This is a genomic window from Arcicella sp. GW458-12-2-14-TSB2, from assembly GCF_059423785.1.
Window position 1 is genome coordinate 1 of record NZ_JBWKYN010000131.1, and the last position, 16596, is coordinate 16596.

The window sequence follows — 16596 nt, forward strand, 5'->3', positions numbered from 1 at the left end:
TAGCTCATCAATCTCAAATCCCAGAAATTCTTTACCAACATTTTCAAATCTATAAACTTTTGTTTTTTTTGATTGTATTTCAAGGTTTGCAACATTAGAATCTGCAATGTTTTCTCTAATGACTTTAATTATTTCATCTTCATATTCTTGTTCACAAATAACTATTAAATCATCACTATACCTCTGATAAAACCCCCCAACAGATTTAACTTTGTTATAAATTACTTGGTCGAAATCAAGCATATATACATTTGCTAATGTCGCACTTATAGGACTCCCCTGTGGAATACCACTATTATTGTTTTTAGAAATAATTAAATTCAAATTGTTTTTCAAAAACTCATCTTTTTCACAATATGCAATTACACTTTTTTCTTTAAAATAAAGAGACTTTTCGATTTCTATTCTTTTAAATACAGATTTTTTAGAACTATTAGGAATTCCTCGTTCTACTATCATAGTTCGGTTATAACTATCAAACAATTGTTCTCCCTCTACATACTTTATTTTTGTTAATGATTTGAACACATTATAATGGTCTAAAGGTAAAGTAGTTTCATTTAAAATTTTTGCCCATTGTCGTTTTAATATTCTGTGGTCTAAATTGTCAAAAAAGGAAGTGACGTCAGCAACAATAACAGATAATTTTTTAAAATTATTTTCTTTAATGAATTCAAATGTTGTTTTTGCGAAGTCAATATTACATTTATTTTTTTTAGAATATTTAAAAAGTGGTATTTTTCTATAAGCAACAATCGATTCATTAAAATTTTTATTCTCTACATACTTTTCATAAGCATTAACTAATAGACTATTGTAATATGAAAATATAAGTGAATCAATATGTGAAGCAAAATAAATATTTCTGTCTTTTTTGTCTTTTACTCTAAATCTTCTATTTGTTTTAGTCTTATCAGTTCTTGCTTTATCAGGCCTGAATTTGCGTTGTGAAATACATTTATGTAGGAGAGGTAGAAAACTATGGATTCTAATTTTTTCTTTATTAATTACATACTCTTTAACCCAATTATAGTCAGAGATTGTAATTGGTAGACCAATGTGTGGATATTTTTTTAGTTTAAACCAGCTTTCTGTTTGCATAATTAAAATAAGGGGGCAGATTTATAGTAGCAGGTTTGAAATGTACAGGCTCTTTCGAAGCTTTTGCCTTATCAAGGCTATTGCAACGCTACTCTTTTCAGGTATAGAAATTGCTATCTTTGTAGTTAAATTCATAAACACATTAAATATGGTCAATAAATTGTTACGCAGAACCAATCTCAGGGTCTCAACAGTAATGAAACTGTTGTTAACTCTTTCCTCTACAATTCTCTTTCAAGATTGTTTGGAAATTATTGGTATTTACCTTCCCAGCTAACGTACATCTTAGACGTGGTATATTAAAGTTAAACGTATCACTCCGACCTTCTGCCCCCAAAGTCTTTATTTATTATTTGTCAAATAATTGTTGTAATTTTTTAATAATGGCAATTCCAACTCAACTTACCCAAATCTCCGACATTTCCCAAATGTCCAATCAATTAATTTCCAAAAAACTTATTATACGGTAAAATTAGTTAAATCCCTCCCCGTTCCTTCCCGCACAAACCGTGCTAAATCGCACGTAAATTACATTTCTAATTTTGTATAATCAATTGATAATCAATTGATTATTGTTTGGCATTGTCTTTGGAATACTATTAGCAAATCTAACAGTATTATGGACAAAGAAATTTCTCAAAACCTTATTAATCAACGAAAATCTAAAAAGTGGCTTATCGGTTTATTGCTTGTGTCAGCGTTAATTGCGATACTCTACTTTTTTAGAAATTCTCTTCAATCTTCTTTGGAAGCTTCAAAAATCAGAACGGCTGTGGCTGAAATGGGCAGTATCGAAAATACCTTGACGGCATCGGGCGAAGTAATCCCCGCTTTTGAACAAACCATTACTAGTCCGATAAAAGCAAGTATCAAAAAAGTGTTTTTTACGACTGGCGCATCATTAAAAGCTGGTCAGCCTATCATGGATTTAGATAAATCGCTGACGATGATAGAGCTTGAAAAGCTAAAAGACCAGTTGGCTTTAAAGCAAAATAGCATTGGAAAGCTGAAGATGGATTTAGATAAAAAAATCTATGATGCTGACATCAGCGACAAAATAAAATCTCTAACGATTAATCGTCTCAGAGCAGATTTAGAAGATACCAAACGCTTGCTAAAAGTAGGAGGGAGAACACAAGAGGACGTAACCAAAGCCGAGAATCTGCTGAAGATTGCTGAACTAGAAAAAGCACAATTAGAAAACGAATTGAATTATCACCGAAAGTCTGTTGGAGCAAATGTGCGTGAGTCTGAGTTGAATGCTGAGATAGAAAGCAAAAACTTGAAAGAGCTTCAACATAAAATCACGATGGCAGACATCGTTGCCGACCGCTCAGGTGTGCTTACTTGGGTGAACGATAAAATTGGTTCAGCTGTCAACGAAGGTGAAATGTTAGCCAAATTAGCTGATTTAGGCAGTTTTAGAATAGAAGGTTCTTGCTCTGATACTTATTCCGACCAATTGAAAATAGGGATGCCTGTGATTGTAAAAATCAATGAAGTGTCACTACGTGGCATGGTGGTGCAAATAAAGCCTTCGGTAGCCAATGGCATCGTTCAGTTTTCAATTGCTTTAGAGGATAACAAACACGCTTCGCTTCGCCCCAATATGAAGGTGGAGGTTTTTATGGTTACCAATCGCATTGGTAATGCCGTCCGTGTAGCTAATGGCCCTGCCTTTAATGGGAAAAGAAAGACTTTTGTATTTGTATTAGAAAAAGGCATTGCCAAAAGAAGAGAGGTAGAAATTGGGCTTTCGAACTTTGATTTTGTAGAGATAAAAAGTGGTATTCAAGCAGGCGAAAAAGTAATTATTTCAGATTTGAGCAAGTATGAGCATTTGAACGAAATTAAAATTGAGCAATAATGAAAAATACTTTACGATACCTCTTATTGTTTATCAGCAATTTATCATTAGCTCAGCAATCTCAATTAAGCTTAGACGAAGCCGTACAAATGGCTAAAGATAAATCCATTGCTGCTAAACAAGCATCCACGCAAAAGGAAACTGACTTTTGGCGATTCAAATCGTTTCAAGCTGATTTTAAACCGCAATTGAGTTTAAGTGGAGCATTGCCAAGTTTTACGCGCTCGTTTATTCAAGTGCTTCAACCTGATGGAACAGTCGCTTTTCAGTCGGTTTCTAATAATAATTCAACCTTAACGCTATCACTTAGCCAAAGTATTGCTAAAACAGGAGGAACGATTTATGTACAAAAGCAACTTCAACGCTTTGATGATTTCGAGAGAAATACGACGCTTTATAATGGTATACCGGTAGCATTTGGATTGACGCAACCGCTTTTTATGTTTAATGCCATGAAATGGGATAAACAAATAGAACCGTTGAAATATTCAGAAAGTCAGCAATTATTTTTGGAGTCTTTAGAAAAAGTATCCTTGAATGTGAGTAGTTACTATTTTGACTTATTGATTGCACAGGTCAATTTACAAATTGCCGAGAAGAATAGGAGTAATAACGATACGCTGTATAAAATTGCCTCGAAAAGGCTAGAGTTGGGCAAGATTTCAGAGAATGATATTCTTCAATTACGTTTGTCAGTGCTGAATGCTCAGAAAGATTTAGCCTCTGCCAAGCAACAAGCGGAGGTAGCTATGCTACAGTTGAAATCATACATTGGGTATAGGGAAAGTACAAAATTAGACCTTGATATTCCTTTTCAGATTAAGGTCTTTGAGATTGATGCACAAAGAGCTATCAGAGAGGCCTTGAATAGTCGCTCAGATGCGATTGCTTTTCGACGTAGAATCTTGGAGTCTGAACGAGATTTGAACAAGGCTAAAAGTGAAAATGGTTTGAATGCTTCTTTGAATGTAGCGTTTGGTTTGTCTAATCGTGGAGCAAGACCTTTGGATATTTATAAAAATGCTCAAGACCGTGAGTTCGTCGAAATACAGTTTACTTTGCCGATTATGGATTGGGGAAGGTCTAAGGCTCGTACTGAAACAGCTAAAGCCAATTTACAATTGACACAGCAAAGTGTAGAGCAAGATAAACTGACTTTTGAGCAACAGATTTATACACAAGTAACGCTTTTTGAAATGCTCCAAAAGCAAGTGAAACTCACCGCAGAAACAGATGAAATAGCCAATAAAAGGTATCAGATTGCCCAAGATAGGTACATTCTGGCAGATTTGAGCATCACAGATTTGAGCATAGCCTTGCAAGAAAAAGACCGCGCCAAAAGAGATTATATCATTGCCCTAAGGGACTATTGGCAAGCATATTATACATTACGTTATTATACTTTATACGATTTTGAACAAAACGAATCTTTAAATCTTAGAAAATAATCATGATTAAACTAACCAACATCGAGAAAGTCTATCAGACTAGTAATATTGAAACATTGGCATTGAACAATATCAATATAGACATTAAAAAAGGAGAATTTGTCTCTATTATGGGGCCATCGGGTTGTGGCAAAAGTACGTTGTTGAACATCATGGGTTTATTAGATGAGCCTTCGACAGGCACGATTGCTATTGATAGTAAACCTGTAGAAAAATTCACGGATAAGGATTTGGCTTTTCTACGTAACCAGAAAATAGGGTTTATCTTTCAGAGCTTTCACCTTATCAACGACTTGTCGATTTTAGATAATGTTGAAATTCCTTTGCTATACCGTACTTCAACCAGCAAAAGTCGTAGAGATGCAGCAAAAGAGGCTTTAGAAAAAGTAGGATTGAGCAACAGGATGAAACACTTTCCTAATCAACTTTCTGGGGGACAAAAACAGCGTGTTGCCATTGCCAGAGCCATTGTTGGAAACCCTGAAATTATTTTAGCAGATGAGCCAACAGGAAATTTGGATAGTGCGATGGGGAACGAAATATTGAATATTCTTTTACAGCTGAATGCCGCAGGCAGTACCATTGTAATGGTTACGCACGATGAAAACATGGCCAAGAAAACGCACCGTTTAATTCGCCTTTTTGATGGCTCGCAAGTATCTTAATTTAACCTCTAAAATATAAAAATCATGCTGTTCAATTATATTAAAATTGCATGGAAAGTCCTGCTTAGGCATCCATTTTATACGTTTATTACGCTGTTTGGTATTACGCTCACGCTAACGGTGCTGATGGTCATTACTTCTTTCCTAGACCATTTGGTAGGAAGTCATTATCCTGAAAACAAACGAGATAGGTCGCTGTATATCATGAATGTGGCTTTGTACGATTCTGCCAAAACGTCTATGAATGGAGGGGCTCTCTCTTATGATTTCATCAAAACACACATAAAGCCTTTGAAAACACCTGAAAATGTAGGGTTTTCAACCATGATAAGTTCGGCTAATTCGTATTTGAATGGTCGCAGAATTAAGGTTAGTACAAAATACTGTGATCCTAATTTTTGGGAAGTAACCGATTATGAATTTTTGGAAGGAAAGCCTTTTAATCATCAAAATATTGCTAATGGCGACCATGTTGTTGTGATTACTGATGCCATGAAAAAGCAGTATTTTGAAGATGAAACGGCATCGGCCATTGGAAAAATGATAGAAGTGGATAATGAAAAATTTAAAGTAATTGGGGTTGTTAAATCGGCACCTGTTACTCGATTTATGACTTTCTCTGATGTGTTTTTCCCTTATAATCTGCCTAAAAGTAATTATCAATCAAAGAGCATACAAGGTAATTTTACGGTGATTATCTTGGCAAAAGACAAAAGCGATTTTGTTGAAATCCAAAAAGAGTTTGATGCATCAGTGAATAAAATACCTTTACCAATACAGTCTTTTGGGAATAAGTTTGATATTATCGACGTGAAAGCACAGCCTTATGTAGATACTGTATTATACAGCCTTTTGAGAAACGGTAAAGAGATTTATATATACATCATCATAAGTTTTATTGTGTTGATGTTAATGGGGTTGCCCGCTATCAATCTAGTGAATTTGAATGTGAGTAGAATTATGGAAAGAGCTTCTGAGATTGGCATCCGCAAGGCTTTTGGTGCACCCTCTAGCTCGCTTGCTTGGCAGTTTATCATTGAGAATATTTTTATTACGATGATTGGTGGAGGTTTCGCTTTGACACTCACGGCTATTATTATTGCTATTTTCAATCAAAGTGGTTTAATTCTTTATGCTGACCTAACGATTAATTTTAGTGTATTCGGCGTGAGTTTATTGGTTTGTTTGATTTTCGGATTACTCTCAGGCGTAGTACCAGCCATCAGAATGTCAAAAATGAAAGTTATCGACGCACTGAAAAGTTCGTAGGTTTTTAGCTGTGAGCTATGAGCCATGAGCCGTGAGTTACGAGCTGTGAGCTTTGATTAGTACAAATAAAAATAATCACTAACTCACAACTCACTAACTCACAATTCACAATTAAAACAATCACTAAATCACTCATTCACTAATTCACAACTGATATGTTACAGCATTTATTTAAACTCATTTGGAACAAAAAAAAGACCCATACTTTATTGATGGTCGAAATTTGGATTTCCTTTCTTGTGCTTTTTGGAGTGATGACACTCATTAGCTACAATTTTAAAAATTATTTAGAGCCAATCGGTTTTCAATACGACAATATATGGGCTTTAGAACTCTCGACAAACCAAGATACTACTGCTGTTAAAGAAAAGTTAAATAGCATCTATCAGAAAATAAAGTCGTATCCAGAAGTAGAAATAGCGACTAGGATGTCTAATAATTCTCCTTTCTCCTTTAGTCAGCATAATGGAGGGATTTCATATAAAAAGAATAATACGAATGGGGATTATTACTTTACGGATGAAAATTTTGCAAAAACATTAAACCTCAAAATCCTGCAAGGCAATTGGTATAAAAAAGCTGATGCAGTGGCTAAATTTAAGGCCGTAGTAATTAATAAAAAAACGCAAGAGAATTTATTTGGCGACATAAACCCCATTGGAAAAGTATTGGGCGAAGACCAGAAAATAGTTGGTGTGGTTGATAATTTTAAAGCCAAGGGAGAATTTACCAATAATGAACCTTGTATCTTTACTTTAATCGATGATAAATACCAATACTCGAAAGTGCTTATCAAAATAAAACCGGGAACAGATGCTAACTTTGAGGCAAAACTAGTCAAAGATATTGGTGCAATCGCTAAAGAATGGACAACTGAAGTAAGTTATCTTACTGACCAACGAAAAAACCAACATAATTTAGCACTAGTTCCTGTGTTAATTTTTCTAATCATTACGGTGTTTCTATTAGTGAATGTAGCGATGGGACTGTTTGGCATTTTGAACCTGAATATTGCTAAACGCCGAGAAGAAATAGGTGTACGGAGGGCGATGGGAGCTACTGAAGGCAATGTTAAAATTCAATTTGTAGGCGAAATGTGGGTAATTGCCACTTTCGGAATGTTGATAGGAATATTGTTTGCCGTACAGTTTCCTTTGATGAATGTGTTTGATTTAAAAGCAAGTATCTATTGGATGGCAATCGGACTTTCTATTGTTATCTTATATGGCATCGTAACGCTTTGTGCTTATTACCCAAGCCGCCAAGCCGCCAAAATTCAACCAGCAATGGCTCTGCATGAACAGTAAATTAGCTGTTAGGAGTGAGCTATGAGCTTTGAGCCATGAGATTTTTAAGAGTTTAAAGCTTATAATTCATTGGTTTACTCATTTATCAAAGCTCGTAGCTCAACGCTCACAGCTCAAAAATATGAATAATAGAATTTAGCTTTGAGTAGTGAGTTATGAGAATTCAATAGTTTAACGCTCATAGCATTTTTTGCAGCTTATTTCTCAAAGAAAGCTAAAATCAAAAAAGCTCAAGGCTCAAAGCTCATTGCTCACAGCTTAAAAACATGAACAAAATATTAGTCATAGATGATGATATAGCCGTACAGACATCCCTTTCGTTGATGCTTCGGCAAGAAGGCTTTCAGGTGAAGACGACCTCTTCACCTGTTTTGGCGATGGATATTATCGAAGAATTTCAACCACATTTAATTATATTAGACCTTAACTTCTCGATTGAAACTTCTGGAGATGAAGGGATAAAAGCCCTGAAAATTATCCGTGGTGCTTTCCCTGATATTGCGGTTATCCTATTGACAGGTTGGGGAACTATCAATTTGGCTGTTGAAGGAATGAAATTGGGGGCTAAGGATTTTGTAACTAAACCATGGCAAAATGGTTATATTATACAGTCTATCACTACAATTCTAAATCTTTCTCAGCAAAAAGTACAATCGCTCAATCGTAAAAAGTTAGACCAACAGTACCAGTTTGAGCACATTGTGGGCGAAGACCCAAAGCTATTAGAAATCCTTGAAACGATTGGCAGAGTAGGCATTACAGACGCTCCCGTATTGATTACAGGCGAAAGCGGCACAGGCAAAGAATTGATTGCTGAGGCTATCCATCAAAACAGTAAAAGAAAGAACAAACCTTTTATTAAAGTGAACCTAGGAGGCGTTTCGGCTAGTTTATTTGAAAGTGAATTGTTTGGACATATACGTGGAGCTTTTACAGATGCTAAATCTGATAGAATAGGGCGTTTTGAGCTAGCGAATAAAGGCACAATATTCTTAGATGAAATCGGAGATTTAGATTTATCAAGTCAGGTGAAACTATTAAGGGTATTGCAAGATAGAACCTTTGAACCATTGGGTAGTAGCAAAAGTAAAACGGTAGATGTAAGGGTAATTTGTGCAACCAACCGTAATTTGGAAGAAATGGTGGCGAACAATACTTTCAGAGAAGATTTGTTTTATCGAATCAATCTTATCTCAGTAAAATTGCCCGCTTTACGTGAAAGACCCGATGACATTGCTTCACTGGCTATCTATTTTGTCAATAACCTGAAAACTATTTACGAGCGTCCCTATTTAACCATTGCTCCTAAAGCTATCAATTGGTTGAAATCTTTACCTTTACCAGGCAATATTCGTCAACTGAAAAATTTAGTTGAAAAAACAATTTTACTCACGCCTAAAGATGAACTAGCGATTGAGGATTTTCAAAAGAATATTTCTATTAATACCATACAAGCGAACAAGAATACGCTACCAGAAGTTGGGACGATGACTTTGGATGAAATAGAATTGTTAATGATTCAAAGAGCAATGGCTTTTCATCAAAACAAAATATCAAAAGTAGCTCGTTCATTAGGCATTACACGTTTTGCATTATATCGACGGTTAGAAAAGTTTAATATACCTTTTGCTATTGAGTGATTTAGCGAGTTAGTGATTGAGTGATTAAGTTGTGAGTTAGTGATTTATTTCATTTAGGGGCAAATTCATGACTGATTATTACATAGTTATAAAATAATCAACTAAAAACTCACTAATTCACAATTCACTAACTCACAATTAAAAAAAATCACTCAATCACAAATCACTCATTCACTCAATAAACTCTTGTCTCTAAAAGTAAAATATATCATTTTTGTTACGCTCATTCATGCCGTTATTATCTTTTTAACGTTTCGGCTTTTGAATGAAAACAAACTCTATTTTATCCTTTCTGAACTATTGGTGCTTGCTTCTTTAGTCATAGCTGTGCAGCTGTACCAAGACTTTATTCAGCCGCTAAAATTCTTGTTGATGGGTGCAGAGGCTATTAAAGACCAAGATTTTGCGGTGAAATTCAAACCTGTAGGCAAGTACGAAATGGATGAACTGATTGCAGTGTATAATGCGATGATAGACCAACTCCGACAAGAACGCTTACAGGTAGTTGAACAGCATTTTTTTCTGGAAAAACTTATTCAAGCTTCGCCAATAGCGATTATCATTTTAGACTTTGACGGCAATATCGTTAAGACCAATCCAAAGGCACAAGAGCTTTTTTCTTTGCCTGAATATTTACCTAATACTTTAGCATTAAGTCAGATTCCTCATCCCATTATTCCACATTTACTATTATTAGAAAATAAAGAAGCCCAAACAGTACAATTAAATGGCTTGGCTACTTATAAAATTCAACGCTCATTTTTTATGGATAGGGGCTTTGCTCGCCCATTTTTACTCATTGAAGAATTGACCACTGAAATTCTAGCGACTGAAAAGAAGGCTTATGGCAAGGTAATCAGAATGATGGCTCATGAAGTCAACAATTCAATAGGGGCAGTAAACTCTATTCTGGAAGTAACCAAAAAATATATTGAAGAAGAAGATTTATCAAATGCTTTAAGAGTAGCTACCGAACGCAACGACCGTTTGAATCTTTTCATGAGACGTTTTGCTGATATTGTCCGTCTGCCTTTGCCTAATAAAGAAGAAAGGAATATCGCGGGCATTATCAAAAATGCTGTTCAACTGATGAGACTACAAATAGAGCAAAAAGGTATTTCGATAATTAGTAATTATAAGGGCGAGGGAAAACCTATATTAGTAGATGTAGGGCAAATAGAGCAAGTGTTGGTAAATGTATTAAAAAATGCCATTGAAGCTTGTGAGGGAAGTAGCGATAAAACCATTGCTATCAATGTTGATGAGAAACAAATTGTGATTGCTAATAATGGAAAACCCATTCCCAAAGCCATTGAGCAACAATTGTTTACTCCATTCTTTAGTGATAAGCCAGAAGGGCAAGGTATAGGATTAATGCTTTGTAGAGAAATACTGAATAATCACGGCTTCAACTTTTCTTTACAAACAAAATCTGACGGTTGGACAGCATTTGTAATTGAATATCGTTTGTAACATATCAACAAAAACCTTGTAAAAAAAAAGAGGGCAAAATCATTATGATTTTGCCCTCTTATAATATTGAAGAAAAGCGAAAATTATTTCGCCAAAGCAGCTTTAAGATTTTCATCTAAAGCAGCTAAGAATTCTTCAGTATATAAATAATGCTCGCCATGATTCACTTTATTTCCGTGAATACAAACTGCTAAGTCTTTAGTCATTTTACCAGATTCAACTGTTTCAACGCAAACTTTTTCTAACGTTTGGCAGAAGTTGATTAACTCTTGGTTATCATCTAATTTACCACGGAATTCCAAACCACGAGTCCAAGCAAAGATAGAAGCGATAGGGTTCGTTGAAGTTGGTTTTCCTTTTTGGTGGTCACGGTAGTGACGAGTAACAGTACCATGTGCTGCTTCAGCTTCCATTGTTTTTCCGTCTGGAGTAATCAATACTGAAGTCATCAAACCTAATGAACCGAAACCTTGTGCAACTGTATCAGACTGAACGTCTCCATCATAGTTTTTACAAGCCCAAACGAAATTACCATTCCATTTCAATGCCGAAGCTACCATGTCATCAATCAAACGGTGTTCGTAAACAATACCTGCTTCTACGAATTTCGCTTTGTAATCTGCTTGGTAGATTTCTTCGAAAATATCTTTGAAACGACCATCGTATTTTTTCAAGATGGTGTTTTTAGTAGATAAATATAAAGGCCATCCTTTGCTTAATGCCATGTTGAAACATGAGTGAGCAAAACCACGGATAGACTCGTCAGTGTTATACATTGTTAAAGCTACACCATCGTTTTTGAAGTTGAATACTTCAAAAGTCTGTGGTTCAGAACCATCTTCAGGTGTGAAAGTAACTGTTAATTTACCTTTTCCTTTTGTTAAGAAGTCAGTAGCACGGTATTGGTCACCAAAAGCGTGACGACCAATCATGATTGGAGCTGTCCAGTTTGGTACTAATCTTGGAACGTTAGAACAAACGATTGGCTCACGGAAAACAGTACCATCCAAAATATTACGAATTGTTCCGTTTGGCGATTTCCACATTTGTTTCAAGCCGAACTCTTCAACACGTTGTTCGTCTGGAGTGATTGTAGCACATTTGATACCAACACCATATTCTTTGATAGCATTTGCTGCATCAATCGTAACTTGGTCATTAGTTTCGTCACGGTATTCCATTCCTAAATCGTAGTATTTAATATCTACATCTAAGTAAGGAGTAATCAACTTATCCTTAATGAATTTCCAGATAATTCGAGTCATTTCGTCGCCATCTAATTCAACGACAGGGTTCGCAACTTTAATTTTTTCCATTGTGAAATATGCTAATTGGGAATTTTGAACTTTAATTGTTTGAATTAATTCAAATTTCTTTTATTTAAAGAATGATTTTGGGGCAAAGGTAATCAATGAATTAATACGGAATGTGTTTTGTTTCTCTAAATTCTATATAGATTGGCTAAGGCTTGAAAAAAATACAATTTTAAGTGCCTGAAAATAAAAATATTGGAAAATAGGGTTGTTAATAAAACTAACATTCAGTTGTTTGATAAAAATACATCATTACTGCTTATAAATACCTCTAGAAAAAGCCTTTTAACCAAAATAGTAATAAAGGCTTTGAAAAGAATAACAATTAATCTACTTACTTTGTATTTTAATTAAAGCAAAATGATATTAATCAATAGTATTTGTGGAAGTCAGAAAAATAAATCCTAACGATACTTGGTCAATCCGACAAAGCGTAATGTGGCCAGATAAACCACTAGCTTATGTGCAATTAGAAGAAGATGAAAGAGGGGTGCATTTTGGAGTATTCGAAAATACTGAATTGCTTTCTGTTGTATCCTTATTTTTAGAAGAAGAAAATGCCCAGTTTAGAAAATTTGCTACAAAAGTAGCCCATCAAGGCAAAGGTTATGGTTCTGTATTACTTCAAGCACTGATTGAAGAATGCGAAAAACAACATATAAAGAATCTCTGGTGTAATGCCAGAGTAAGTGCTTATCCGTTTTATCAAAAATTTGGTTTTGAAATCGTGTCGGAAACGTGGACAAAAGATGGAATTGAGTTTGTGAAGATGAGTAGAACATTTTAATCTTTACTACACCAGTGGGAATCGAACCCCCATCAAGCGTTTATGTTTTGAGTAAAACACTGAAAACCCAAATTTAATTTTAATTAAAAATGACTGATTATATATTAAGAATTGATTGTACCGACGAAAAGGGACTTGTTCATAAAATTACAGGAGTACTTTTTTTTAATAACCTTAATATTGAACGTACCGACGAGTTTGTAGATGTTGATAACAATCTTTTTTTCATGCGTGTAGCTTTTTCTGGCGACTGTGACCCAGAAAGAATTGAAGATGGACTAAGAGGAATCCTGCCAAGTACTGCCAATATCGACCTTACGACCAAACAAGTAAAAGATGTAGTAGTATTGGTTACCAAAGAACACCACTGCCTTTCAGATTTATTGATTAGAAATGAATTCAACGATTTGCCATTTAATATTTTAGCAGTCATTGGCAATCATGATGTATTACGTCCGCTTACAGAAAAATTTAATATACCATTCCATCATGTACCAGCGGAGGGAATTACCCGTGCTGAACATGAGAAACAGATAGAGGAGGTAGTGACAAGCTACTCGCCAGACTATCTGATTCTTGCCAAGTTTATGCGTATCCTCACGCCAGAATTTACCAAGAAGTTCAGTAAGAAAGTTGTCAATATTCATCATTCGTTCTTGCCTGCTTTTATAGGAGCTAATCCCTATAAACAAGCACACCACAGAGGTGTAAAAATTATTGGTGCAACAGCGCATTTTGTAACAGATGATTTGGATGAAGGACCAATTATTTTTCAAGACATCACAAGGGTAGACCACACCAAAAATGCCTTAGAGATGGCTCAGGCGGGACGGGATGTAGAGAAAATAGTATTGGCCAAAGCCTTGAAATTTGTTTTTGAAGATCGTGTGTTTATTCATGGCAATAAGACGATTATTTTTGAGTAAAAAGTTAAATCAAACTACATTGAAATTATCAATCATCGTAGCCGTTGCTGAAAACGGCGTTATCGGGCACAATAATCAACTAATTTGGCGATTGCCCGAAGATTTAAAGATGTTCAAACGACTTACAACTGGGCATCCAGTGATTATGGGGCGTAAAACCTTTGAATCTATCGGTAAACCTTTGCCAAATCGTACTTCCATTATCATTACCAGAGACCAAGATTTTCAAGTGGAAGGCTGTATAACCGTTCATTCTTTGGAAGATGCTATCGAAGCAGCTAGTGAGATAGAAGATAACGAAACATTTATCATAGGTGGTGCAGAGATTTATCGTCTGTCCTTGCCTTTTGCAGATAAAATTTATCTGACAGAAGTGCATCATGCTTTTGAAGGAGATACTTTTTTCCCATCCATTGATAAAAATATTTGGGAAGAAGTAAGCAGAATAGACCACGAAACTGATGAGAAGCATTTGTATAGATACTCTTTTGTGGAATTGGAGAAATAATTTGAAAATTTGAAGATGTGTTGATTTGAAAATTAGGATTTAAATTTTCGTGCATTAACATTCTTCAAAATTTTCTTTAGACTAAAAAAATATTTTAAATGATACAAATAGCCGACGAAGCCATTGATATTCAAGCTTGTATTGATGCCGCACAATCAGAACGTGCGGGAGCAGTGGATGTATTTATCGGAACGGTCAGAAATCATAATAATGCCAAAGAAGTAGTAAGGCTAATCTTTGAAACCTATGATACAATGGCGGTGAAAAAAATGCAGGAATTAGCTGACCAAGCCAAAGAAAAATGGGAGATTGAAAAAATTGTAATGGTACATCGCAAAGGAACGTTAGAAATTGGTGATGTGGCCGTGGTAATTGCTGTTTCCACACCACATCGAGCTGCATCTTTTGAAGCTTGCCAATGGCTAATCGATACCCTGAAACAAGTAGTACCTATCTGGAAAAGAGAGGTTTATAAAGATGGTGAAGAGTGGCTAGAAGCCCATCCCTGATTTATAAAATCATCAGGTTACAACCGCGAATATCTGAATTGTCAAATCTGCCTAATACCCTAAATTGTCCAGTGTCAGGGATAAATGAGCCTAGATCTTTGGTTTCAATAAATGAGCAAGAGTCTACATTGGCCAAATCAATGACATTGATGCCTCCTCGGGTTTGATGTTCAACATTAAAAGGGTCGTTTACATCTCTTAATAAGATTTTCATCGAAGGAGGTAAATCAAAAATACCCTCTCCAAAAGAATATCCTTGCGATAATAATTCGGTCATGCCATATTCTGAATGAATTTTATTGACATAAAAGGCATTCGTCAGTATTTCATGTACTTCTTCGCGGAGCAATTCTTTTCTTCGTCCTTTCATACCGCCTGTTTCCATTACTGTTAAGTGTTGAAATGCTTGAAGAAAAGATAAGTCTAAGCCCGCTTCGGCAAAATCTAGTAAGCCAAAGGTCACCCCGATTAATAATATTTTTTTAGAAGAATCCTCTGAGGCAATTCTTTTTAAGGTAGTTGCTAGTTCGTTGTAATTATTGAGATAAAACCCTGAATCTTGCGATTTACTTTGTTTGATAAAATGCTCGACCATATACACCAAAGAAGAATTGTTTCGCTCAAGATAGGAAGGGAGCAACGCCAGAATTTGAAATTCGGAGAGTTTACCATAGAATTTTTCAAAAATCTGCTCGGCAATTTGCAAATAGAAATCAGGGTCGGCTACCAAGTGTCTTGATGTATTTTGCCCTGTCGTTCCGCTACTTTCAAAAATTACTTTTGGTTGTACGTCTCCACTGAGGATGGTCTGAGTTTTGAAAAATTCAATCGGTAAAAATGGAATGTCTTTAATTGACTGAACCTTTGATACATCAACTTGTAGATATTTTAAGTACTTTGCATAAGTAACATTATTTTGAGCTTGAAAACGAAAAATGTTTAGTGCCAAGTCATCAAAATTTTGTGTATTTACGTTAAGTACGCTTGCCTTTAATTGTGCTGATGTTATCATTTTCGGGTCGATTCGTGAAATCAATCTAATATCGTTCTGCAAAATTAAGCAAATCATTAACTTTACAGAACAATAAAACAACAAGGAAGCGAGGAAAATCGTTATACCGTTAAAATGTTTTTAAATGCTATGAGAAAGAACTTATACATCTTTAGTTTTTTAGTGCTTATGTTTTCTTGTACGGGCGTACCAGATTTTAGTAATATACCCAGTATTTCATATAATAATGTTCGTATTATCACTACAGAAAAACCAACTCAATTGGGGGTGACTAAAAAAGACTCTGTGATTATTTCTATTAACTTTCAAGATGGTGATGGTGACTTAGGATTTAATGCTCAGGAATTTGCAGCGTTGCAAAAAAAATATGGTTTAGATGTCAGAACTTTCCTGATTGATTTATATGTAAAAAAGAATGGCAAGTTCGTATTGAGCGACCCTAGTGTGAAATTTGGAGGGAATATATTATTCCATTTAAAAGATGGTACTAAGGCTGGTCCTATCGAAGGGGTCGTAGATTATTCTGTTAATTTTGAATACCTTAACTTTGCAGGGATACCTAATCTAACGGGTAAAAAGGATACAGTGAAGTTTGAAGTGACCATTAAAGACAGGGCGATGAACACAAGTAATACTACTGAAACCCCTGAGGTTGTTATTTTTAATAAATAGAATCAGTTATAAAATATTACGCTCAAACATGAGTCATCCCGAATTTTGTGGATGGCTTGCCAAATAAAAACCTCCTTGTTTATTTTGTGAATTACGACA

General features: G+C 35.2%; 15 protein-coding genes. 12 read left to right on the forward strand and 3 right to left on the reverse strand.

Features of this window, described 5'->3' with window-relative positions; genetic code table 11:
- The coding region (locus tag AC07XN_RS17110; protein WP_494743951.1) for a reverse transcriptase domain-containing protein at window positions 1–1101 on the reverse strand (1101 nt) is incomplete at its 3' end.
- Window positions 1102–1720: 619 nt separating this feature from the next.
- Between AC07XN_RS17110 and AC07XN_RS17115 the strand changes: the two genes are divergently transcribed.
- From AC07XN_RS17115 to AC07XN_RS17145, 7 genes are all read left to right on the forward strand, one after another.
- Window positions 1721–2968 carry an efflux RND transporter periplasmic adaptor subunit gene (locus tag AC07XN_RS17115; RefSeq protein WP_494743952.1) on the forward strand — a complete coding sequence of 416 codons (1248 nt, stop codon included), beginning with the start codon at window positions 1721–1723 and terminating at the stop codon, window positions 2966–2968.
- The gene (locus AC07XN_RS17120) at window positions 2968–4416 is read left to right on the forward strand and encodes a TolC family protein (protein ID WP_494743953.1); all 1449 of its coding nucleotides are present in this window, start codon (window positions 2968–2970) and stop codon (window positions 4414–4416) included. The genes AC07XN_RS17115 and AC07XN_RS17120 overlap by 1 nt, the downstream gene beginning before the upstream one ends.
- A gap of 2 nt (window positions 4417–4418) precedes the next feature.
- The gene (locus tag AC07XN_RS17125; protein ID WP_309912276.1) at window positions 4419–5081 is read left to right on the forward strand and encodes an ABC transporter ATP-binding protein; all 663 of its coding nucleotides are present in this window, start codon (window positions 4419–4421) and stop codon (window positions 5079–5081) included.
- A gap of 24 nt (window positions 5082–5105) precedes the next feature.
- Window positions 5106–6350, forward strand: coding sequence for an ABC transporter permease (locus AC07XN_RS17130; protein WP_309912275.1), 1245 nt, complete (start codon window positions 5106–5108; stop codon window positions 6348–6350).
- A gap of 155 nt (window positions 6351–6505) precedes the next feature.
- Window positions 6506–7657 carry an ABC transporter permease gene (locus AC07XN_RS17135; protein WP_494743954.1) on the forward strand — a complete coding sequence of 384 codons (1152 nt, stop codon included), beginning with the start codon at window positions 6506–6508 and terminating at the stop codon, window positions 7655–7657.
- Between the two features lie 266 nt (window positions 7658–7923).
- On the forward strand, window positions 7924–9297 hold the full coding sequence (locus AC07XN_RS17140) for a sigma-54-dependent transcriptional regulator (protein ID WP_494743955.1): 1374 nt from the start codon (window positions 7924–7926) through the stop codon (window positions 9295–9297).
- Between the two features lie 186 nt (window positions 9298–9483).
- A complete protein-coding gene (locus AC07XN_RS17145) occupies window positions 9484–10770 on the forward strand; it encodes a sensor histidine kinase (protein ID WP_494743956.1) in 1287 nt (428 codons plus the stop codon).
- An 83-nt stretch (window positions 10771–10853) separates the two neighbouring features.
- Here AC07XN_RS17145 and AC07XN_RS17150 read toward each other — a convergent pair whose 3' ends face one another.
- Entirely contained in the window at window positions 10854–12086 is a 1233-nt protein-coding gene (locus AC07XN_RS17150; RefSeq protein WP_309912268.1) for an isocitrate dehydrogenase (NADP(+)), read from the reverse strand.
- A gap of 379 nt (window positions 12087–12465) precedes the next feature.
- Between AC07XN_RS17150 and AC07XN_RS17155 the strand changes: the two genes are divergently transcribed.
- From AC07XN_RS17155 to AC07XN_RS17170, 4 genes are all read left to right on the forward strand, one after another.
- Entirely contained in the window at window positions 12466–12870 is a 405-nt protein-coding gene (locus AC07XN_RS17155; protein WP_309912266.1) for a GNAT family N-acetyltransferase, read from the forward strand.
- Between the two features lie 89 nt (window positions 12871–12959).
- Window positions 12960–13796, forward strand: coding sequence for a formyltetrahydrofolate deformylase (gene purU, locus AC07XN_RS17160; protein ID WP_494743957.1), 837 nt, complete (start codon window positions 12960–12962; stop codon window positions 13794–13796).
- A 19-nt stretch (window positions 13797–13815) separates the two neighbouring features.
- The gene (locus AC07XN_RS17165) at window positions 13816–14304 is read left to right on the forward strand and encodes a dihydrofolate reductase (protein WP_309958955.1); all 489 of its coding nucleotides are present in this window, start codon (window positions 13816–13818) and stop codon (window positions 14302–14304) included.
- A 98-nt stretch (window positions 14305–14402) separates the two neighbouring features.
- Window positions 14403–14813, forward strand: coding sequence for a molybdenum cofactor biosynthesis protein MoaE (locus tag AC07XN_RS17170; protein WP_494743958.1), 411 nt, complete (start codon window positions 14403–14405; stop codon window positions 14811–14813).
- 1 nt (window position 14814) lies between these two features.
- Here the strand turns inward: AC07XN_RS17170 and AC07XN_RS17175 are convergent, their stop codons facing one another.
- The gene (locus tag AC07XN_RS17175) at window positions 14815–15882 is read right to left on the reverse strand and encodes a LuxE/PaaK family acyltransferase (protein WP_494743959.1); all 1068 of its coding nucleotides are present in this window, start codon (window positions 15880–15882) and stop codon (window positions 14815–14817) included.
- A 72-nt stretch (window positions 15883–15954) separates the two neighbouring features.
- Here AC07XN_RS17175 and AC07XN_RS17180 point away from each other — a divergent pair, with 72 nt between their 5' ends.
- Window positions 15955–16497: a hypothetical protein gene (locus tag AC07XN_RS17180; RefSeq protein ID WP_309912258.1), complete on the forward strand. Its 543-nt coding sequence runs from the start codon at window positions 15955–15957 to the stop codon at window positions 16495–16497.
- Window positions 16498–16596: the final 99 nt, after the last annotated feature.